The following is a 20,233-nucleotide window of genomic DNA, read 5'->3' as shown; positions in this document are numbered from 1 at the left end:
TGGACTGAGTCCATCGTAGGATCTGATGCGTTGATAGCCAAGGGACAAGAACATCCCGACGCGGCAGGAGACAGCGAGGTGACGGGCCGGTCCGTCGTCCGGACGACGGACGGCGGGAGGTCCGCCGCCGCACCCCCTGCTGTCGCACCACCGTTTCCTCGCGCCCGTTCCTGAACAGCGTGATCCGCCTGGTCCGGAAGGATTTCCATGTCTGAGAACCATGACGCAGTCGTCGTAGACGCCAAAACAGAGGGCGCAGGCGGCTGCCCGGTCGCGCACGAGCGCGCCCCCCACCCCACCCAGGGCGGCGGAAACCGCCAGTGGTGGCCCGAGCGCCTCAATCTGAAGATCCTCGCCAAGAACCCCGCCGTGGCCAACCCGCTCGGCGAGGGGTTCGACTACGCCGAGGCCTTCAAGTCCCTCGACCTCCCGGCCGTGAAGCGGGACATCGAGCAGACGCTGACCACCTCGCAGGACTGGTGGCCCGCGGACTTCGGCCACTACGGCCCGTTCATGATCCGGATGGCCTGGCACAGCGCCGGCACCTACCGGATCAGTGACGGCCGGGGCGGTGCGGGCTCAGGCCAGCAGCGGTTCGCCCCGCTCAACAGCTGGCCGGACAACGCCAACCTCGACAAGGCCCGCCGACTGCTGTGGCCGGTGAAGAAGAAGTACGGCCAGAGCCTGTCCTGGGCCGACCTCATGATCCTCGCGGGCAACGTCGCGCTGGAGTCGATGGGCTTCGAGACGTTCGGCTTCGCCGGCGGCCGCGCCGACGTGTGGGAGCCCGACGAGGACGTCTACTGGGGCCCGGAGACCACCTGGCTCGACGACCAGCGCTACACCGGCGACCGGGAGCTGGAAGGCCCGCTCGGCGCCGTCCAGATGGGTCTGATCTACGTCAACCCGGAGGGTCCCAACGGGAACCCGGACCCGCTCGCCGCGGCGCGCGACATCCGCGAGACGTTCCGCCGGATGGCGATGAACGACGAGGAGACCGTCGCGCTGATAGCCGGCGGCCACACCTTCGGCAAGGCGCACGGCGCCGGACCGGCCGACCACGTGGGCAACGACCCCGAGGCCGCGCCGCTGGAGGCACAGGGCTTCGGCTGGCAGAGCACGTACGGCTCCGGCAAGGGCGCCGACACCATCACCAGCGGCCTCGAGGTCACCTGGACCACGACGCCGACCCGGTGGAGCAACAACTTCTTCGAGAACCTCTTCAACTACGAGTACGAGCTGACCCGGAGCCCCGCCGGCGCCCAGCAGTGGGTCGCGAAGGACAGCGCGGGCGCCGGCACCATCCCGGACGCGCACGACCCGTCCAAGAGCCATGCCCCGACGATGCTGACCACGGACCTCGCGCTCCGCTTCGACCCGGCCTACGAGCAGATCTCGCGCCGCTTCCTGGAGCACCCGGAGCAGTTCGCGGACGCCTTCGCCCGTGCCTGGTTCAAGCTGACCCACCGCGACATGGGGCCCGTCGTGCGCTACCTCGGCCCCGAGGTCCCGGCCGAGACCCTGCTCTGGCAGGACCCGCTGCCGGCCCGCACGCACGAGCTGATCGACGCCGCGGACACCGCCTCCCTCAAGGAGCGGATCCTCGGCACCGACCTGACCGTGTCCCAGCTCGTCTCCGTGGCCTGGGCGGCGGCCTCCTCCTTCCGCGGCAGCGACAAGCGCGGCGGCGCCAACGGCGCCCGCATCCGCCTCCAGCCGCAGTCCGGCTGGGAAGTCAACGAGCCCGACCAGCTGGCTGCGGTGCTGCGCACCCTGGAGGGCGTCCAGGAGTCCTTCAACTCCGCCCAGACCGGCGGCAAGCGGGTCTCCCTGGCCGACCTGATCGTCCTCGGCGGCTGCGCCGCCGTGGAGCAGGCCGCCAAGGAGGCCGGACACGAGGTCGAGGTGCCCTTCACCCCGGGCCGGGTGGACGCCTCGCAGGAGCAGACGGACGTCGAGTCCTTCGCGGCGCTGGAGCCCACCGCCGACGGCTTCCGCAACTACCTCGGCAAGGGCAACCGCCTGCCGGCCGAGTACCTGCTGGTCGACAGGGCGAACCTGCTCAACCTGTCCGCACCCGAGCTGACCGTCCTCGTCGGCGGCCTGCGCGTCCTGGGCGCCAACCACCAGCAGTCGCAGCTGGGCGTGTTCACCGACGCCCCCGGCACGCTGACCAACGACTTCTTCGTCAACCTGCTCGACCTGGGCACGACGTGGAAGGCCACCTCGGCGGACGAGAACACCTTCGAGGGCCGCGACGCCGCCACGGGCGCCGTGAAGTGGACGGGCACCCGCGCCGACCTCGTCTTCGGCTCGAACTCGGAGCTGCGGGCGCTGGCGGAGGTGTACGCGAGCGACGACGCCGGGCGCAAGTTCGCCGAGGACTTCGTCGCCGCGTGGAGCAAGGTCATGGAACTGGACCGGTTCGACCTGGCCTGAGCGGCCTGAGCGATCCCGATCACGACGCCCGGGCCGGCCGGCCCGGGCGTCGTGCTGTCCCCGCTAGGCGCCTGCCGTCCCGGGGTACTCGCGCCCACCAGGGCGGAAATCGTTGGGGATCACCGCTGAAGCATCACGCCGCGTCCGGTAGATTTCCGGAAACTCATTCCAATTCTGACGGGGCTGACGTGTTAGAGCTGAGGGGAAGCGGGGCCGAGCCGCTGGATGCGGAGGACCCGCGGCTGATCGGGCGCGCGACACTGGCGGGCCGGCTGGGCGCCGGCGGCATGGGGCGGGTGTACCTCGGGGTCCTGGACGGACGGTACGTGGCCGTCAAACAGCTCCTCGCCTCGGTCGTCGGTGAGGACGAGGACTTCCGGCGCCGCTTCGGGCACGAGCTCGACAACCTCGCCCGGCTGCCGCGGAAGGCCACGGCCCCGCTGCTCGACAGCGACCGCACGGCGAATCCCCCGTGGTTCGCCACCGCCTACATCCCAGGCCTCACCCTGCGCGAGGCCCTCGCACTGCACGGCGGCCCGATGCCCGCGCGGGCGCTGTGGCTGCTGCTGCGGGAGGCCGCCGAGGGCCTGGCGGCGGTGCACGCGCTGGACATGGTGCACCGGGACCTCAAGCCGTCCAACATCATGCTCACCCTCGACGGCCTCACCCTGATCGACTTCGGGGTCGCCCGGGCCGCCGAACAGAGCCAGCTCACCCGGACCGGGATGGTGGTGGGCACGCCCGCGTACATGGCGCCCGAACAGGCCTCGGGGGCCAAGTCCTTGAGCGGAGCCACGGACGTCTTCGCGCTGGGCTCGGTGCTGGCCTACGCGGCCTGCGGCCGGCCGCCCTTCGGCGAGGAATCGGGCCACGGCGTGCTCTACCGCATCGTCCACGAGGAGCCCGACCTGGCGCCCCTGCGGGAGCTCGACCCCGACCTCGCGGAGGTCGTGGCCGCCTGCCTCTCCAAGGACCCCGAGCACCGTCCCACCGCCGCCGAACTCCACGAACGGGCCTCTGCCCGGGGCCCGTTCGAGGCCCCCCTGTGGCCGGAAGCGGTCACCGGGCGACTGGCCGAGCGGGCCGCGTTCGCCGCCGACGTGCAGGAGATCGACGTACCGACGCTGCCGCTGGGCGGCGGGAAGCCGGCCGCGGGGGCCGAGCCGCCGGCCACCCGTCCCGAACGGCGCCGCCGCACCCGGGTCTTCCTCGCCGTGCTCCCCGTCGTCGTGGTCGCGGGCGGCACCACCATCGCCGTCCAGTACCTCCCGCACATCACCGCCCCCTCCCGGGCGGGGGCGCAGCCCTCCGTGTCCGCTGCGGGCCCGGCCGCGCCCCAGGGCACCGCTCCGTCGGCCGCGCCGTCCGGCCCGGGGCCGGCGGCGAGCGGCAGCCCGTCCGGTCCGGCGGCGGCCTCCCCGGGGCAGTCCCCGGCGCAGGGCCAGAGTCCGGGCGCACCGCCGGCCCCGCCCGCCGGGAACGGCGGGACGGCTACGGGCGCGGGCGCGGGACCCGGTACGGGCGCGGGCACGGGCACGGGTCCCACCGCCGGTACGCCCAACGGCCCGGGCGGCTCCGGCACCCCCGGCGGAGGCGGATCCTCGACGGCCGCGCCTCCCCCCGCCTCCGGCACCCGCCACTACCGCAACGGCAACAACGGGAAGTGCATCACCCAGGTCTACGGCTCCTCCGACCACGGTGACTGCTCCGACCCGACGGCCCGCTGGACGGTGCGGAGCCAGGGCGACGGCAGCTTCAAGCTGGTCAACCAGCAGACGGGCGGCTGCCTCTACGGCAACATGCTCGGCCAGGCCGTCTTCGTGGGCGACTGCGCCCAGGACACCGCCCGCACCTGGCGCACCGGCTCGGGCGGCACCCTGCGCAACGTCCACAACGGCGGCTGCCTCGACCTGGGACTGAGCAGCGGCCTGGTCGCCAACTCCTGCAACGGCAACGCCTCGCAGCGCTGGGCACCCCAGAGCTAGGGCTGTAGGCGACGGCCCGGGTGCCGGGGCCGTATCCGGGCGGTATCGGCTCGAAGCTCCCTCGTACGCGGGCACGCGCACGCGTACAGTCCGTGCTGCCCGATCCCCGCCGGACAGGAGAACAGCCTTGGCCACGCACGCCGTTACCGGGCCGCCCGCCCAGGAGGAACCCGCCGGAGGGGGTCTGCCGGTGCCCGAGCTCGACGCGGCCGAGGTCGGGCGGTGGCGGGCGGGCGGGGGCGCGCTGATCGAGCTGCTGGCGCTGGCGCGTGAGCGGTGCGGCGGGGTGGCCGCCGTCCGGATCGGGCCGGAGCCCACCGTGCTGGTCACCGGGCCGGAGGCCGTGCAGCACGTGCTGGCCCGGCATCCGGACCGGTACGTCAAGCGCTCCCACCGGGCCCGCCTGCTGATCGGCGACGGGGTGCTGGCCGCGACCGGGGAGGCGTGGAAGCGCCAACGGCGGCTCCTCCAGTCCCAGTTCACCGGGCCGGGCATGCGCCGGTACGAGCAGCGGATCGCGGCGGCGGCCGGTACCGCCGCCGAGCGCTGGGCCCGGTTCGCGCGTACCGGGGAGAGCTTCGACGTCGGCGAGGAGATGCGCCGCTTCGCCCTGGACACCATCTGGCGCGCGCTCACCGGCCACCCCCTGGACGCCCGCACCGCGCGGGAACTCACCTCCGTGGCGGCCGTGGTGGCGGCACTGCCGAGCCTGCCCGCAGACGAGGTGGAGGCCCGGGGGTCGGTGGCCGCCGACCTGGCCAGGATCGACGCGGTCGCCCGGCACGCCGTGGCCGCCGCCCGGGAACGGGAGGCGGGCCCGGACGGCCCGGGACTGCTCCAGGTGCTGGTCGACGCCTCCGCGACCCACCCCGCGTACACGGACCGGTTGCTGCGCGACGAGCTGGTCACTCTGCTGGTCGCCGGCCACGAGACCACCGCCACCACGCTGACCTGGCTGTACCTGCTCCTGGACCGCCACCCCGCGGCCCGCGAGGAGGCCCTGGCCGCTGGCCCCGAGGGCTCGCCGGAGCGCCGGGAGGCCCTCCAGGCACTGGTCAGCGAAACGCTGCGGCTCTACCCGTCGGCCTGGATCCTGCCCCGGCACGCGACGGAGGCCGACGCCCTGTCCGGTCACGCCGTCAAGGCGGGGACGGACCTGCTGGTGTGCCCGTACCTCACGCACCGCGACGCGCGGCTGTGGCCGGACCCCGAGCGCTTCGACCCCGGGCGCTTCACCACACCGGGCAGGCGGCCCACGCAGCCCGGCGCCTACCTGCCCTTCGGCTTGGGCCCGCGCGCCTGCCTCGGCACGCAGTTCGCGCTGCGCGAGTCGACCGCCCTGCTGGAGCGGCTGCTGCCCCTGCACGTCCCGGTGTTCGACTCCGTCCCGGCCGGGGCCGCGTACAGCATCACGGTGCGTCCCGACGGCCCGGCCCCCGCACGCCTCGTCCCCGCGGTGTGACGCCGCCCGGGCGGAGACCGGCCGTGGAGCGGCGCCACGAGCGGCGGATCCCCCGATCCGCGGAGGAGCCGTACGGGTCCTGGTGAGCGGGGCGCCCGTCCTGCCGTGGCCGGACCGGCCGCGGCGGAGGGATCCTGGTAGTACGAGGCCCCGGGAGGTCAGGAGGCAGGCCATGTCACACGCCGAAGAGTGGAAGGTCGGCGTCTACCTCGTCGAGGAGGACGGCACGACCAGGGCCAGAGCGGTGCTCGAGACCGGGAAGGCCAAAATGGTCGGCCGCGGTCGGGCGCGGTGCAATCCGCAGGACGTGGACGTCCCGGCCATCGGTGACGAGCTGGCGGCGAGCCGGGCGATGCGCGACCTGGCCGGCCAGCTGAGCCGCGCCGCCGACCGGGACCTGGCAGCGCTGGGCGCCGTGCCGGAGGTGCCGCGCACGGGGTACGGCTGGCCGGACGACTCCGGCGACGGGCGGTAGGCGGCGCGGGAAGGACCGGCTTCCCCACTGCGGGGAAAGCGGTGCGCGGACGCGGGGCGAGGCCGCGTGCGGACGCGGGGCGAAGCCGCATGCCCCTCGACGGACCGCCACGGAGAGACGCCCCCCGCGCGGCGCAACGGGAGGCCGCGCGATCGCCCGGCGCGTTAGGCTCGGACGGAGTGGCGCACGAGAGGGATGGTGCACATGTGTCGATGGCTCGCCTACTCCGGCTCGCCGATGCTGCTCGACGCCGTCCTGTACCAGCCCGAGCACTCGCTGATCAACCAGAGTCTGCACGCGCGGATGGGGGTCGAGTCCACCAACGGCGACGGCTTCGGCATCGGCTGGTACAGCGCCGACGGCGACGGGACCCCCGCGGTGTTCCGGGACATCGGCCCGGCCTGGAACAACCGGAACCTGCGGGAGCTGGCCTCGCACGTCCGCTCACCGCTGTTCTTCGCGCACGTCCGCGCCTCCACGGGTTCGGCGATCCAGCAGACGAACTGCCATCCCTTCCGGCACGGCCGCTGGCTGTGGATGCACAACGGTGCGATCACCGACTTCCACCGCCTCCAGCGCGATCTGTGCATGGCCGTCGATCCGGCACTGTTCCCCTGCATCGAGGGGTCGACGGACTCCGAGGTGATGTTCTACCTGGCCGTCACCTTCGGGCTCGACCAGGACCCTCCCGGGGCGGTCGCCCGGATGGTGGGTCTGGTGGAGCGGCTCGGCAAGGAGCACGGGGTGGCCGACCCGCTCCAGATGACGGTCGCCGTCAGCGAGGGCACGCGGGTCTGGGCCTTCCGCTACTCCAGCCAGGGCCGGTCCCGTTCGCTGTACTACAGCAGCAGGGCCGAGACGGTGCGCGAGCTGTACCCGGAGCTGCCCTACCTGCGCGAGGTGTCCGACGACACGCGGCTGGTGGTCTCCGAACCCCTCGGAAGCCTGCCCGGTGTGTGGAACGAACTGCCCGAGGCGAGTTACGCGGTGGTCCCGTCGGGGGGCACCGAGGACTACCTGCCGTTCATCCCCGAACTCCCCTGACCCCTCGCGACCCGCCCCGGCACACGGTCAGCGGTCGTCGCTCTCCCGCTCGGGCCGCGGGTGGGACGCCGGCGGGTAGGGGCGGACCTGTTCCTCCCGGCCGAGGCCCGGCCGTTGCCGCTTGGCGAAGCGGCCGCCGCCCTCTTCGTCGGGGGCGGTGTCCCCGGCCCGGCCGGTGGTGGACTCGTCCGCCGGCCGGCGCGCCGCGCCGTCGCCGCTCTCGCCGGCGGGCTCGGGGGGTGTGGGCGGCGCGGACCGGTGGTGCTGCCTGTGCTCGCTCATATCGCGCTCCTCGGTCTCCTCGGTCTCCTCGGTCTTCGTAGGCTTCTCGGTCTTTTCGTTCGCCCTCGCGGTCCCGGCGCCGGGGATCAGCCGCACCGGTCGCTCCAGTGCCGGAGCAGCAGGCCGATGCCGACGAGCGTGATCGCGTAGGACACGGCGAAGGCGCAAATCAGGGCGGGTGAGGAGGTGGCGGCGGCCAGCGGCAGCAGGACGAGCGAGAGGACGACCGACGCCCAGACCGCGCCCGGGAGCCTGCTGCGCGGTTCCTCCGGCTCGGCCCGGCGGGCCGGGGTGCCGGGCTCCTCGGGGAGGAGTTCCGCGCCGGCGGTCATCACCCGCTGGAACCTCGGGTCGGTCCGCAGGGCCCGTTCGATGGCGGTCAGGGACCTGCGTTCACGGCGGGAGAGCGCGTGCCCGGCCATGCTCCTACTCCTCGGAGGTGTAGCGCGTCCGTGCCCACAGCGGCAGTGCGAACCAGCACAGCAGGTACCAGGCGACGACGGCGGAAACCAGCCAGGGCACCACCGTGTCGGGCGCGGCGACCCGCAGGACGAGGAAGAGGGCGGAGGTGCAGGTGGCCAGCAGCAGGACGATGCCGGCGAAGGTCAGGCGCGAGGCCCAGACCACCGCCTTGGGCTTGATGCGGCGGCCCGAGACGATCCGGTGGAAGGAGACGGGTCCTATGAGGGCGCCGGTGGCCAGCGCGCCGAGGACGACCGTGGCGACGTAGACGGCCTTGTCCATTTCGGCCAGTCCCTGGAAGTGCGGCGTGAAGACGACGGTCAGCAGGAACCCGAAGAGGATCTGCACCCCCGTCTGGGCCACGCGGATCTCCTGGATCAGCTCCTGCCATTGACGGTCCGCCCGCTCGTCCGGGCTCTCGTCGCGCCCCCGGGGCGTCTCTCGCGACATACGTCCTCCTCCGCTCCACCCGCGCGCCTGCCCGAGGACGGCCCGGCCAATCCTCCCGAGCGCCGGCATGACCGGAAGACTCCCCGGAATGCAACGCTCCGCCCTATGCCCTACTGGCCGGTAAGGGCAGGGGGCCGACGGTTTCTGCACATGTTCTTTCTCCGGCCTTTACCCGATCGCGGGATTTCGATCATGTGATCGGGGTCACAGGGGTATTTCCTGGACAGTCCGATGTCGATCAAGTTTCGATATGGCCTGCGGCGCCGACGATCTCGGCCCGCGACCACGGGGGAATTTCCCGAATCTTGTCGTTGGCAACGGCGCTTAACGAGGGGTGGGGGCGTGTCAGTGATCCTGGCGTGCGCACGAGGAAGCTTCATGAGGTCCGTACGCGCGGACCGCACCGCGGCAGGCCGATGCTGAGCCGCCTGCTGCCGCCCGCCGGCCCGGCACGCGTCCTGACCGGCATCACCCTGGTGCACACCCTGGGGCAGGGCCTCTGGATGGCACTGAACGCCATCTTCGCGACCGCCGTGCTCGGGCTCTCGCCCGGGCGGTTCGCCATCGGCGTCGGCGTCGCCGCCGGCATCGCCCTCCTGGTCAGCACCCCGACCGGACACCTCGCCGACCGCATCGGTCCGCGCTCGGTGCAGATCTGGTCCTTCATCGCCCTCGGTCCGCTCACGGCGGCCCTGCTCGCGGTGGAGGGCTTCACGGCCTACCTGCTGGTGGTGAGCGCGCAGGCCGTCGCCTACAGCGCCAGCCGCAGCGCCCGGATGGCCATGGTCGCCGGACTCGTGCCGCCGCAGGACCGGGTCTCGGTCCGCGCGTACCTGCGGGCCACCAGCAACGTCAGCGTGTCGGTGGGAGCCGCCCTCGCCGGCCTGCTGCTCGCCGCCGACTCGGTCTGGGCGTACAAGGCGGCCGTCGCCTTCAACGCCGCCACCTATCTGGCGACGGGGCTGCTCACCCTGATGCTGCCCGCGGTCGCGGCGCAGCCGGCCCGCCCCGGGCCAGCCCTGAAGGTGCTGCGGGACCGCCCCTACCTGACGTTCGTGGTGCTGGACGGCCTGCTGTCCATGCACAACCTGCTGCTCGACGTCGTCCTGCCGCTGTGGGTGCTGCACCGCACCGACGCACCGCGCTGGATGATCGCGGCGATCCTGCTGACCAACACGGTCGCCGTCGTCCTCCTCCAGGTCAGGGCCGCTCGCGGCACCGACGAGCCGCGCGCCGCGGCAAGGGCCTCGCGGTCCGGGGCGCTGTGCCTCGCGCTCGCCTGCGTGGTCTTCTCCTTCAGCGGCGGGACCTCGGCGACGCTCGCAGGAGTGCTGCTGCTCCTCGGGGCCCTGGCCCACGTGCTGGGCGAGATCCGCCAGTCGGCGGGCAGCTGGGGCATGTCGTTCGCGCTGGCGCCCGAGCACGCCCAGGGCCAGTACCAGGGCACGTACGCGATGGGCTCGGACATGGGCAAGATGATCGCTCCGGCGCTGCTGACCTGGCTCGCCATCGAGCACGGGAGCCTCGGCTGGCTGGCCATGGCCCTCGGGTTCGCGCTGGCCGGAGCCGCCATGCCGCGCATCGCCGACCGGGCGCTCAGGAGCCGGGAGGCCGTCCCCGACGCCCTCCCCGCCTGACGGTGGTCGCGCCCGCCCCCTCGGCCCGCCGCTGATTCCGCTTCCTCCCTCCCGCTTCCCGCTCTTCCTTGTCTTTCCGGCCCTTCCGGTCCTTCCGTCCGGTTTTCCGCCGTTCCTTTACCGTTCCTGTTCCGGTGTTTTTCCGCGCCGTCGCCCTTATCGCATTCCGGTCTGGGTGATGACGCGTCCCGTATGAATGACCCGCCGCGGAGAAATCCGATTGCGCGGGGTCCGAAGATGTGCCGTGCGTGTATTCGGCATGTCCGCCGCACGGCCGGCGAACGAAATGCAAACGAGGGGACCATCACTGTGGGCGACATTTCCGCCGACTCACCGCAGGCCCTGCAACTGCCCGTGCGGGACGCCGGGCCGGGCGCCGACGGCACGGGCCGGGGTACGCACTCCTGGCCGGGCGCCGTCCCGGCGCCGGGCGGGACGGCCGCCGGGGCCGGGCCCGCCGACCTGTGGCACGCCGCGTTCGCCGTGCTCCTGCACCGCTACAGCGGCCAGGACGACATCGTGCTGGCCCGGGCCGGCGGCGCGCACGGTACGCCGCCGGTCGCGGTCCGCTCCCTCCTCGCACCGGAGCGGACCCTCCCCGCGCTGGCGCTCGCACTCGCCGGCACGTACCGGGAGGCGGTACGGGAGGCCGCGCCCGGCACGGTGGCCGACCTCGGCGACGGCCTGCGGGCCGGCTTCCTGGAGTCCGACGGCACCGCCCCCGTACCCGAGGGATTCGCGCTCCTGCTGGAGGCGCGGCCCGCGCCGGACGGCCCGCTGTTCACCCTCCACTACGACCGGGCCCTCTTCCCCGGGGCGCTGATCGCGCGGATGGCCGCGAACCTGGACACCCTGCTGGCGGACGCGGCCGCCCGCCCCGGGGTTCCGGCGGGGGAACTGACCCTGCTGTCCGGGCCCGAGGCCGACCGGCTGCTCCACGGGTTCAACGACACGGCCCGCCCCTACGACCGGGACACTCCGCTGCACGCCCTGGTGGAGGCCCAGGCGGCCCGGACTCCGGACGCGCCCGCCGTCGCGTGGCGGGGCAGCGTACTGACGTACCGCCTGCTCGACCGGCAGGCCAACCGGCTGGCCCGGGCGCTGGCCTCCCACGGGATCGCCCCGGGTTCGCGGATCGGGCTGTCGCTGGCCCGCACGCACCGCAGCGTCGTCCTCCTGCTCGCCGTCCACAAGGCGGGTTGCGCGTACGTACCGCTCGACCCCGCCTATCCGGCCGACCGGCTGAGCGCCATCGCCGCGACCGCCGACCTGGCGGCGGTCGTCCACGACGGCGAGGACGCCCCGGCCTGGCTCGGTGACGGTCCCGTGCGGGCCCTGCCGTGGCGGGAGCTGTGGGAGAAGGCGGAGACGGAGGACGAGCGCGCGCCGGACGTCACCGTCGACCCGTCCTCCACCACCCACCTCATCCACACCTCCGGCTCCACCGGCCTGCCCAAGGGCGTGGTGATCAGCCACCGCAACGTGGTGGCCCTCCTCGCCTGGGCCGAGGAGACGTACACGGCCGAGGACCTGCGCCGGGTGCTCTTCTCCACCTCGCTCAACTTCGACCTGTCGGTGTTCGAGCTGTGGGCGCCGCTCACCCGGGGCGGCTGCGTCGTCGTCGTGGACAACGTCCTCGCCCTCACGGAGGACGAGGGGCTGCTCCCGACCCTCGTCAACACCGTGCCGAGCGCCCTGAACGTCCTGCTCCAGCGCGGCGCGGTGCCCTCCTCCACCCGCGTCCTCAACGTGGCGGGCGAGCCGCTCTCCCGGGAACTGGTCAACGAGGCCTTCGCGTCCACCGGCACCGAGCGGCTCTACAACCTCTACGGGCCCTCCGAGGACACCACGTACTCCACCTGGAAGTGCTTCACCGGCCCCGTCGACGGAGCCCCCACGATCGGGGTTCCCGTCCACAACACCACCGCCCACCTCCTGGACCCGCTCGGCCGGCTCGTCCCGCACGGCGCCACCGGCGAACTCCACCTGGGCGGCGACGGCCTGGCCGCCGGCTACATCAACGACCCCGAGCGCACCGCGGCCTCGTTCGTCGCCGCCCCGGCGCACCTCGGCGCGGTGCCGGGGGGACGGCTCTACCGCACCGGCGACCTGGCCCGGTGGACCGAGGAGGGCGAGCTCCGCTTCCTCGGGCGCAAGGACAACCAGGTGAAGGTGCGCGGCTTCCGGATCGAGCTCGGCGAGCTCGAGGCGACGCTGCGCGGGGTCGTGGGCCTGCGCGACGTGGCGGCCCTGGCCGTGCGCACCGGCGGTGACACCCGGCTGGTCTGCTACGTGGGCCTGGAGGGCGCCGACGTCACCGTCGAGGCCATGGCCGCCCATCTGCGGGCGAAGCTGCCGCACTACATGCAGCCCGCCAGGATCATCGTCGAGGAGCGGCTGCCGCGGCTCCCCAACGGCAAGGTCGACCGCAAGACCCTGGCGGCACGGGACGTCGACTGGGGGCCGGGGCCGGCGGCGGCCGGGTTCACCGGTGACGGCCCCGCCGGCCCCGACGAGGCGGAAGTGGCGGGGGTGTGGGCCGACCTCCTCGGCCTGACCGAGGTCTCCCCCGGCCTGGACTTCTTCTCCGTGGGCGGGCATTCCCTGCTCGCCACGCTGCTGGCGGCGCGCCTGTCCGACGCGGCCGGCCGGCCCGTCCGGGTGGCCGAGATCTACCGCCACCGCACCCTCGCCGAGCAGGCCGCGCTGCTGCGCCGCACCCGTGAGGAGGCGGCCGGGGCGTCCGCCGCCGGGGCGGCGGCGGGGCCGGCGGAGCGGCTGCGCGCCGTGGCCGACACGCTGCGGGAGTCCGCGCGCGGGCACGGGGTGCCGGGAGCCGGCGCCGCCGTGTTCCTCGACGGCACCCTCGAGCTGAGCTACCACGGCGTCACCGACACCGCGTCCGGGGCCCCGTACGGCCCGGGCACGCGCCAGCGCGTCACCTGCGTCACCAAGCCCATGCTGGCCTTCGTCGCCCTGCGGCTGGTGGACCGGGGGCTGCTCGGGCTCGACCAGCCGCTGGACGGGCTGCTGCCGCAGGCGTTCCGGCGCCGCGACGGCGGCACCGTGAAGGTCACCCTGCGGCACCTGCTGTCGCACACCAGCGGGGTCGACGACTCGTACGAGGTCTGGCACGACACCGGCCTGCCGGACCTCGACGGCTACATCGCCACCCTGCCCGCCTACGGCCAGCTGTTCGAGCCGGGCGAGGTGTTCGCGTACTCGGCGGTGGGCACGTCGATCGTCGCCGCGCTGATCGAGAAGCTGCTCGGCATCCCCTGGCGCCGTGCGGTGAACGAGCTGATGCTCGCCCCGCTCGGCATCCGGGAGGTCCCCGAGACCCTCACCGAGGACGGCCACTACGGGGACACCGTCTCCGTCGGCTACGTGTGGACCGAGCGGGTCAAGGGCTACGTACGCCACGATCCGCCGCCGCAGACCATCGCCGACGACGCGGCCGGCTCGTTCTCCGTGTGCCTCACCCTGGAGGAACTGGCGCGGATCGCGATGCTCGCCGTCGACGACGGGGTCGCCCCCGGCGGCGAGCGCCTGCTGTCGGCCGAGCTGGCACGGGAGATGCGCACGCCCCAGATCCCCGTCCCCGGCCACCACTTCATGCACGCCTGGGGCCTGGGCTGGCTGATGTTCGGGCCGTCCGCCTTCGGCTTCAACTCCAACGGCAGCGGCCACCACAACTTCATCCAGATCTTCCCCGAGGAACGTTCCTTCCTGCTGCTGCTCGCCAACGCCTACCCGGCCTTCGGCCTCTACGAGGACCTGCTGCGGTCCCTCACCGGCGAGGGGCTCATCCGCACCGGGCGCCCGTTCGAGATGGAACTCGACGACTGCGCCGGCGTGTACGCCTCCGACGGCTACCGGCTGGAGGTGCTGCACGGCACGGAGCACCTGCGCTACGCGTACTCCGAGCGGCAGCCGGACGGCGCGTGGCTGTGCCTGGACGAGGGCGACCTGGTGCTGTCCGGCGCCGGCGGCTTCAGCTCGATGTCCGAGAAGAACATCCTCGCCGGTTCGATCTCCTTCATTCCCACCCCCGGTACCGCGGTCCCGGGATTCGTCCGCATCGGCCAGCGCTTCGCGAGGAAGACACGATGACAGACCCCATCCACCCCCCACACCCGTCCGCGCCCGTCCGGCACGTGGTCTTCGTGACCTGGAAGGCCGGCAACGCCCCCGCGTTCGAGGCGGCCAAGCGGCTCGGCCACCACGTGACGCTGATCCGCTCGCTCCTCATGGAGCAGGCGCAGAACGTCGACTTCGACGCCTCCCCGTACGCGCGGTTCGTCGACCGGGTCCACGTCCTGAAGGACGCCACCGACCCGGTGGCGCTGCGCTCCCTCGTCCTGGAGGTCCACCGGGAGCGGCCGGTCGACGGGTTCGTGGCCACCGTCGACGCGCTGGTGGTCCCCGTCGCTCGGATCGCCGAGGAGATCGGGGTGCCCTTCACCGACGCCGGCGCCGCGGAGGCGGCCAAGCAGAAGGACCGCTGCCGGGAGATCCTCGCGGCCGCCGGCGTGGACACCACCCGGTACGCGGTCGTCTCCGGCTTCGAGGAGGCCGCCGCGTTCGCGGCCGCCGGCGGATACCCCGTCGTCGTCAAACCGGCCCGGGGTTCCGGCAGCGAGGGCGCCCACGTGGTCGCGGACGAGGAGCAGCTGGCCGCGGTCCTCGCGGACGCCTCGGACGACGCGTACGCGGCCGGCATCCTCGTCGAGGAGTACCTGAGCGGACGCTTCGTCTCCGCCGAGATCGGCCTCGTGCACGGCCGGTTCCTGCGGCTGGCCGTCAGCGAGCGGTCCACCTGGCACCGGCACGAGGCCCTGGAGACCGGCACCACGATCCCGGCGGGGATCTCCCCGGAGGAACACGACCGGGTGATGCGGTTCGCCGAGGAGGTGGTCGGCGCCGTCGGCCTGCGGCTCGGCGTCTTCCACGTGGAGGTGATGCTGGGCGCGGACGGCACGCCCCGGCTGATCGAGCTGAACCCCCGCATCATGGGCTCCTGCCTGCCGAACCTGTTCCGGCTCGCGGGCGGCGGGGACATCTTCGAACTGCTCGTCCGGATCCACCTGAACGAACCGATCGAGCGCGGCCCGACGGTCTTCGACGCGTACGCGACGGTCCGCTGGTTCGGCGCCGCCGACCGGGTGGCCACCCCCGAGCGGGTGCCCGACCTCGGCTGGGCCGCCGAGGAGTACGGCGACAGCCTGCACTCGCTCACGGTCCGTTTCCCCGAGGGCGACACCCTCCTGCCCTGCCGGGGCAACCTCGGCAACTTCGGCGAGGTCCAGGTCGTGCACGCCGACCGGGAGACGTCGATCCGCATCGCCGAGGACATCGTCGGGGGCATGGCCGACCGGCTCGGTATCGAGGTGACGAGGTGAGGACGACGACCACGACCGCATTCTTCGACCAGACCCGCCGGCAGCTCGCCCGGCTGGGCCTGCCGGACGGGGACCCCCAGCTCAGCCCGGACTCGGACGCCGTCTTCGCCGACGGCGGGCACTTCCGCATCGAGGTGCCGACGGTGAACTCGGTGGGGGCCGCCGAGCGGCTGCTGCGGGAGAGCCGGCGCCGCGGATTCACGATCAACCGCATCACCGAGACCCGCGGCATGTACCGGCACACGGCCCGGGAGATCGGCGAGTACGTCGCGCTCGGCGAGGAGTTCGGCGCCGAGATCCTGATGTCGGTGGGCCCCCGCGCCACGAACGACATCGGTGCCGGGGCCCAGACGCCCGAGGGTGCCCGGATCGGCTACCGGCTGCGCGGCCAGGAGCAGATCGTGCGCGCCGTCGAGGACGTCAAGCGCGGGATCGGCCTGGGCGTACGCGGGTTCGTCGTCTACGACGAGGGCCTGCTGTGGGTGCTGGGGCGGCTGCGCACCGCCGGTGACCTGCCGGCCGGGATCCACCTGAAGGTCTCCGCGCACTGCGGTCAGGGCAATCCGGCGTCCGCGCAGATGCTGGAGATGCTCGGCGCGAACAGTTTCAACCCGGTGCGCGACCTGACCCTGCCGATGATCGCGGCGTTGCGGCAGGCGGTGACGGTCCCGCTGGACCTGCACGTGGACAACCCGCGGTCCTCCGGCGGGTTCATCCGCACCTACGAGGCCCCCGACATCGTCCGGGTGGCGTCGCCGGTCTACCTCAAGACGGGCAACAGCGCCCTGGAGGGCCACGGCGTCAGTCCTTCCCCCGTGCAGCTGGACGACATCCTGCGGCAGGTCGAACTGGTCACCGAGTTCGTCGGCCGGCACCACCCCGGGGCCCGGCAGAGCCGCGCCGGATCCGCCGCGCTCTCCCTCGAAGCGGCCGGGAGCGTCTCCGCCCCCGCCCGGACGGAGGTGTGAGCCATGTGCCGCATCCACGGCTGCTTCGGCGGGGAGCCCGCGGGCCGGGACGTGCTCGACGCCGTCTCCTCGGCGATGTTCGAGGGAGGGCCCGACGCACAGACCGTCCGGCGCGGTGACGGCTGGGCGCTCGGCAACAACCGGCTCGCCATCCAGGGCGTCTCCGCCGGCGACCAGCCCTTCGTACGCGGCGCGCTGTGCTGCGTGTTCAACGGAGAGATCTACAACCACCGGCAGCTGCGTGCCGAACTGGCCGCACACGGCTACTCCTTCGAGGGCGACTGCGACGGTGACGTGCTGCTGCCGCTGTACGAGCTGTACGGCGACGCCTTCACCAGCCGTCTGGAGGGCATGTTCGCCATCGCGGTCGTCGACGAGCGCGAAGAGCCGTGCCTGAAGCTCTTCACCGACCACGCGGGCATGAAGTCGCTCTACTACTACGTGTCCGCCGACGGCCGCCGGCTGTGCTTCGCCTCCGAGCTGCGGGCGCTCTCCCGCTTCCCGGACTTCCCCGACGAGCTCGACCCGCTCGCGGTCGACCGCTACCTCGGCGGGAAGGCGGTGTGGGGACCGGGCACCGTCTACACCCGGGTCCGCACCCTGGAGCCCGGCTCGGTGCTGCGGTTCGCGGACGGGCGCCCGACCCTGTCCCGGACCGCCCTGGAGCCCGCCGAGCCGGACTGGCCCGGCGGGGTCGCGACCGTCGACGCGGCGGCGGAGCTGCTGGACGGACTGCTGCTCACCGAGATGGGCCGCATGCTCGACGCGGACGTGCCGGTGTGCGTGATCACCAGCGGCGGGCTCGACTCCAGCTACACCACCGCGCTCGCCGCCCATCTGGTGTCCGACGTGGCCTCGTTCAACATCGCCTACAAGGGTGACTGGCCGGCCGACGAGCGCCACTACGCCGCGGAGGTGGCCCGCCACTGCGGTACGGAGCACCACCAGGTGCTCCTCGACCCGGCCGGCTTCCCCGCCCTCGTCGAGCGGTTCACCCGCCACCTGGACCAGCCGAACAACGCCCCGCACAGCCTGAGCACCTTCGCCCTGTTCGAGGCCGTGCACGACGCCGGGTTCAAGGTGGCCCTGACGGGTGACGGGGCCGACGAGCTCTTCGCCGGGTACGCCCGCTTCGTCAAGGCCGACCGGGACGGCGACTCCGCCTGGCACCGCGCCTACCAGGACACGATGGCCGTCGCGGGCACGGCGTCGCTCGCCCGGCTGTACACGCCCGGCTACCTGGAGCACGTCCGGGCGGCCGGGGGCCACTTCGGGGACCGCAGCGGGGACGAGCTGGCGCGCCGGGCGGGCGCGGGCGGGCACGGCAGGCTGGAGACGCTGCTGCGCTACGACCAGGCCGAGCGGTTCCCATACTACATCCTGCGCCGGGTCGACCATCTGAGCATGGCCCACTCGGTGGAGGCCCGGATCCCGTTCCTCCAGCCGTCGGTGATGCGCCTGGCGCACGCGCTGCCCGCCGCCGTCAAGGTGGCCGGGGACACGGTGAAGGCGCCGGTGGCGCGGGCGGCCCGGCGCTGGGTGCCCCGGAGTGTCATCGAGCGGCCCAAGCAGCCGTTCACCCTGCCGGTCGCGGCGATGATCCGGCCGGGCGAGGCGCTGTACGACATGGTCGGCGACCTCCTCCTCGGCCCCGGCGCCCGCTGCCGTGACTACGTGCGGCGGGACGCCGTCCACGAACTGTTCCGCACCCAGACCGAGAGCCCGGGGGCGCACGCCGCCGAGCTGCTCTGGTCCCTCCTGGTCCTGGAGAGCTGGCTCTCCGCCCGCGGTCTGACCCCCGCCCCCCTCCACCCCTAGGAAAGAGACAGGACATGACCGACACGCCCGAGTCCCGGCCCGCCATCACCTCGCTCCTGGCCGGCGTCACCAAGGACGACATCCGCCGCGACCCGTTCCCGCACATCGTGATCAGCGACGCCCTCCCCCAGGAGCTGTACGACGCGCTGGCGAAGTCGATGCCGACCGCGGAGTACATCGGCGAGCGGATCGGCAAGCCGATCACCTCGAACGAGCGCTACAACTACATGTCCGAGATGGTCCTGGCCGACGACACGATGGCCGCGGTGTGGAAGGACTTCGTGACCTACCACTCCTCCCCCGCCTTCTACGAGGAGTTCCTCGACCTCTTCCAGGAGGACCTGCTCGCCAACCTCCCGGACGCCGAGAAGCTGGTGGGCCCGCTGCGCGAGCTGCGCGTCGGCCGCCGCAACCGGGACGGCTTCGAGACGCACGACATCCTCCTGGACTGCACGGCCGTCATCAACTCGGCGGTCACCGGGCGTCCCTCCGCCTACCGGGGGCCGCACGTGGACAAGCCGCACAAGCTCTTCGGCGGGCTGTTCTACATGCGCCTGCCCGAGGACGACGCGACCGGCGGCGACCTGGTGCTCTACAAGTACCGGCCCGGCGCGCACAAGTTCCGCACCAGCGCCTCCGAGTACGGTGACAACCGCTTCGACATCGACCCGGAGTACGTCGAGGAGGTCACGACCGTCCCGTACCGGAGCAACACCCTGGTGCTGTACCCGATCAACCCGCTGGCCCTGCACGGGGTGTCGGTGCGCAGCCTGACCCAGCACCAGCGGCGCTTCGTCGCCCTCGTCGGGGACCTGCCCCGTCAGCTCTTCGACCTCGCGCTCTGAGAAGGAGGCATCAGTGATCCCCTTCGACCAGCGCACCGGGAAGATCTGGTACGACGGCGCCCTCGTGGACTGGGCCGACGCCCGGCTCCACGTGCTCAGCCACGGACTGCACTACGCCTCCAGCATCTTCGAGGGCATCCGCGTCTACGGCGGGGAGGCTTTCATGCTGGAGGAGCACATCGCGCGCCTCGGCGCCTCGGCCCGCATCCTCGACTTCGAGCTCGAGTACGGCGAGGACGTGCTGTACGAGGCCACCCGCGCGGTGATCGCCGAGGCCGGCCTCACCGAGGGCTACGTCCGCATGAACGCCTGGCGGGGTTCGGAGATCATCCAGACCGCCGCGCTGAAGACGTCGGTGCACACCTCGGTGGCCGCGTGGGAGCTCCCCGCGGGCTACTACGCGGCGGAGGACGCCGTCGACCAGGGGATCTCCCTGGTGACGGGCCGCTACCGCAGGCCTTCGCCGGAGTACGCCCCGGTCAAGAGCAAGGCCGCCGGCAACTACATGATCGGTACGGTCAGCAAGAACGAGGCGCTGCGGGCGGGCTTCGACGACGCCCTCCTCCTCGACGACCGCGGGAACTTCGTGGAGGCGACCGGGGCGCACCTGTTCTTCACGAAGGGCGGGGTGCTGTACACCCCGACGACCCGCTGCACCATCGACGGGATCACCCGGGCGTGCGTGCTGGCGATCGCCGAACGGGAGGGCATCGAGTGCGTGGTCGCCGATCTGGCCCCGGCGTTCGCGGGCGAGGCCGACGGCGCGTTCCTGTGCGGGACCGCATGTGAGATCCTCCCCGTCGGCCGCCTCGATGATCATCACTACGACGTCGCCGGCAACGCGGTGACACGCAAGATCGTCACGGCCTACCGGGAGCTGGTCCGGGGGCGCGCGGAGCTGCGCGTCCCCGGCGCACGGGCCCGGTAGGAAGCCGTCGCGACAGGAAAGCAGGCCCCCTGAGGG

15 protein-coding genes are annotated in these 20,233 nt (G+C 72.9%); 12 read left to right on the top strand and 3 right to left on the bottom strand.

From position 1 onward, the window contains the following. Positions 1 to 207: 207 nt before the first annotated feature. The 5 genes from katG (at position 208) to ACZ4WZ_RS27230 (ending at position 7,405) form a co-directional block, all read left to right on the top strand. Positions 208 to 2,439 carry a catalase/peroxidase HPI gene (gene katG, locus ACZ4WZ_RS27250; RefSeq protein ID WP_467894294.1) on the top strand — a complete coding sequence of 744 codons (2,232 nt, stop codon included), beginning with the start codon at positions 208 to 210 and terminating at the stop codon, positions 2,437 to 2,439. Between the two features lie 188 nt (positions 2,440 to 2,627). Further along, the gene (locus ACZ4WZ_RS27245; RefSeq protein ID WP_467894293.1) at positions 2,628 to 4,424 is read left to right on the top strand and encodes a serine/threonine-protein kinase; all 1,797 of its coding nucleotides are present in this window, start codon (positions 2,628 to 2,630) and stop codon (positions 4,422 to 4,424) included. Between the two features lie 127 nt (positions 4,425 to 4,551). Next, on the top strand, positions 4,552 to 5,886 hold the full coding sequence (locus ACZ4WZ_RS27240) for a cytochrome P450 (RefSeq protein ID WP_467894291.1): 1,335 nt from the start codon (positions 4,552 to 4,554) through the stop codon (positions 5,884 to 5,886). Between the two features lie 172 nt (positions 5,887 to 6,058). Continuing rightward, positions 6,059 to 6,361: a DUF1876 domain-containing protein gene (locus ACZ4WZ_RS27235; protein WP_467894290.1), complete on the top strand. Its 303-nt coding sequence runs from the start codon at positions 6,059 to 6,061 to the stop codon at positions 6,359 to 6,361. 204 nt (positions 6,362 to 6,565) lie between these two features. Continuing rightward, positions 6,566 to 7,405 (top strand): class II glutamine amidotransferase, encoded by an 840-nt coding sequence (locus tag ACZ4WZ_RS27230; RefSeq protein ID WP_467894288.1) that lies wholly within the window; start codon positions 6,566 to 6,568, stop codon positions 7,403 to 7,405. Between the two features lie 27 nt (positions 7,406 to 7,432). Here the strand turns inward: ACZ4WZ_RS27230 and ACZ4WZ_RS27225 are convergent, their stop codons facing one another. From ACZ4WZ_RS27225 to ACZ4WZ_RS27215, 3 genes are all read right to left on the bottom strand, one after another. Continuing rightward, positions 7,433 to 7,687, bottom strand: a complete 255-nt coding sequence (locus tag ACZ4WZ_RS27225; protein ID WP_467894287.1) for a hypothetical protein — start codon at positions 7,685 to 7,687, stop codon at positions 7,433 to 7,435. A gap of 86 nt (positions 7,688 to 7,773) precedes the next feature. Continuing rightward, the gene (locus ACZ4WZ_RS27220; protein WP_467894286.1) at positions 7,774 to 8,109 is read right to left on the bottom strand and encodes a DUF3040 domain-containing protein; all 336 of its coding nucleotides are present in this window, start codon (positions 8,107 to 8,109) and stop codon (positions 7,774 to 7,776) included. A gap of 4 nt (positions 8,110 to 8,113) precedes the next feature. Continuing rightward, positions 8,114 to 8,599: a DUF6328 family protein gene (locus tag ACZ4WZ_RS27215; RefSeq protein ID WP_467894284.1), complete on the bottom strand. Its 486-nt coding sequence runs from the start codon at positions 8,597 to 8,599 to the stop codon at positions 8,114 to 8,116. A gap of 359 nt (positions 8,600 to 8,958) precedes the next feature. Between ACZ4WZ_RS27215 and ACZ4WZ_RS27210 the strand changes: the two genes are divergently transcribed. The 7 genes from ACZ4WZ_RS27210 to ACZ4WZ_RS27180 all read left to right on the top strand — a co-directional run bounded on the left by ACZ4WZ_RS27210 (position 8,959) and on the right by ACZ4WZ_RS27180 (position 20,197). Further along, positions 8,959 to 10,236 (top strand): MFS transporter, encoded by a 1,278-nt coding sequence (locus tag ACZ4WZ_RS27210; protein WP_467894282.1) that lies wholly within the window; start codon positions 8,959 to 8,961, stop codon positions 10,234 to 10,236. Positions 10,237 to 10,545: 309 nt separating this feature from the next. Further along, entirely contained in the window at positions 10,546 to 14,349 is a 3,804-nt protein-coding gene (locus ACZ4WZ_RS27205) for a non-ribosomal peptide synthetase (protein ID WP_467894281.1), read from the top strand. Next, on the top strand, positions 14,346 to 15,638 hold the full coding sequence (locus ACZ4WZ_RS27200; protein ID WP_467894279.1) for an ATP-grasp domain-containing protein: 1,293 nt from the start codon (positions 14,346 to 14,348) through the stop codon (positions 15,636 to 15,638). The genes ACZ4WZ_RS27205 and ACZ4WZ_RS27200 overlap by 4 nt, the downstream gene beginning before the upstream one ends. Beyond that, positions 15,635 to 16,606: a peptidase gene (locus tag ACZ4WZ_RS27195; RefSeq protein ID WP_467894278.1), complete on the top strand. Its 972-nt coding sequence runs from the start codon at positions 15,635 to 15,637 to the stop codon at positions 16,604 to 16,606. The genes ACZ4WZ_RS27200 and ACZ4WZ_RS27195 overlap by 4 nt, the downstream gene beginning before the upstream one ends. A gap of 3 nt (positions 16,607 to 16,609) precedes the next feature. Then, complete coding sequence (gene asnB, locus ACZ4WZ_RS27190) at positions 16,610 to 18,424, top strand: asparagine synthase (glutamine-hydrolyzing) (RefSeq protein WP_467894276.1); 1,815 nt, start codon at positions 16,610 to 16,612, stop codon at positions 18,422 to 18,424. Between the two features lie 14 nt (positions 18,425 to 18,438). Next, positions 18,439 to 19,269, top strand: a complete 831-nt coding sequence (locus ACZ4WZ_RS27185) for a hypothetical protein (protein WP_467894274.1) — start codon at positions 18,439 to 18,441, stop codon at positions 19,267 to 19,269. A 13-nt stretch (positions 19,270 to 19,282) separates the two neighbouring features. Further along, positions 19,283 to 20,197 (top strand): aminotransferase class IV, encoded by a 915-nt coding sequence (locus ACZ4WZ_RS27180; protein WP_467894273.1) that lies wholly within the window; start codon positions 19,283 to 19,285, stop codon positions 20,195 to 20,197. Positions 20,198 to 20,233: the final 36 nt, after the last annotated feature.

It is taken from the genome of Streptomyces sp. NPDC029122 (assembly GCF_055569445.1).
The sequence above is the reverse complement of the archived record's forward strand: the minus strand, read 5'-3'. Positions and strand labels throughout refer to the sequence as shown.

Excerpts from the sequence above, each read along its gene's own strand:
- katG (WP_467894294.1), top strand. The coding sequence starts at position 208 with ATGTCTGAGAACCATGACGCAGTCGTCGTAGACGCCAAAACAGAGGGC.
- ACZ4WZ_RS27235 (WP_467894290.1), top strand. The coding sequence starts at position 6,059 with ATGTCACACGCCGAAGAGTGGAAGGTCGGCGTCTACCTCGTCGAGGAG.
- ACZ4WZ_RS27230 (WP_467894288.1), top strand. The coding sequence starts at position 6,566 with ATGTGTCGATGGCTCGCCTACTCCGGCTCGCCGATGCTGCTCGACGCC.
- ACZ4WZ_RS27225 (WP_467894287.1), bottom strand. The coding sequence starts at position 7,687 with ATGAGCGAGCACAGGCAGCACCACCGGTCCGCGCCGCCCACACCCCCC.
- ACZ4WZ_RS27220 (WP_467894286.1), bottom strand. The coding sequence starts at position 8,109 with ATGGCCGGGCACGCGCTCTCCCGCCGTGAACGCAGGTCCCTGACCGCC.
- ACZ4WZ_RS27215 (WP_467894284.1), bottom strand. The coding sequence starts at position 8,599 with ATGTCGCGAGAGACGCCCCGGGGGCGCGACGAGAGCCCGGACGAGCGG.
- ACZ4WZ_RS27200 (WP_467894279.1), top strand. The coding sequence starts at position 14,346 with ATGACAGACCCCATCCACCCCCCACACCCGTCCGCGCCCGTCCGGCAC.
- asnB (WP_467894276.1), top strand. The coding sequence starts at position 16,610 with ATGTGCCGCATCCACGGCTGCTTCGGCGGGGAGCCCGCGGGCCGGGAC.
- ACZ4WZ_RS27185 (WP_467894274.1), top strand. The coding sequence starts at position 18,439 with ATGACCGACACGCCCGAGTCCCGGCCCGCCATCACCTCGCTCCTGGCC.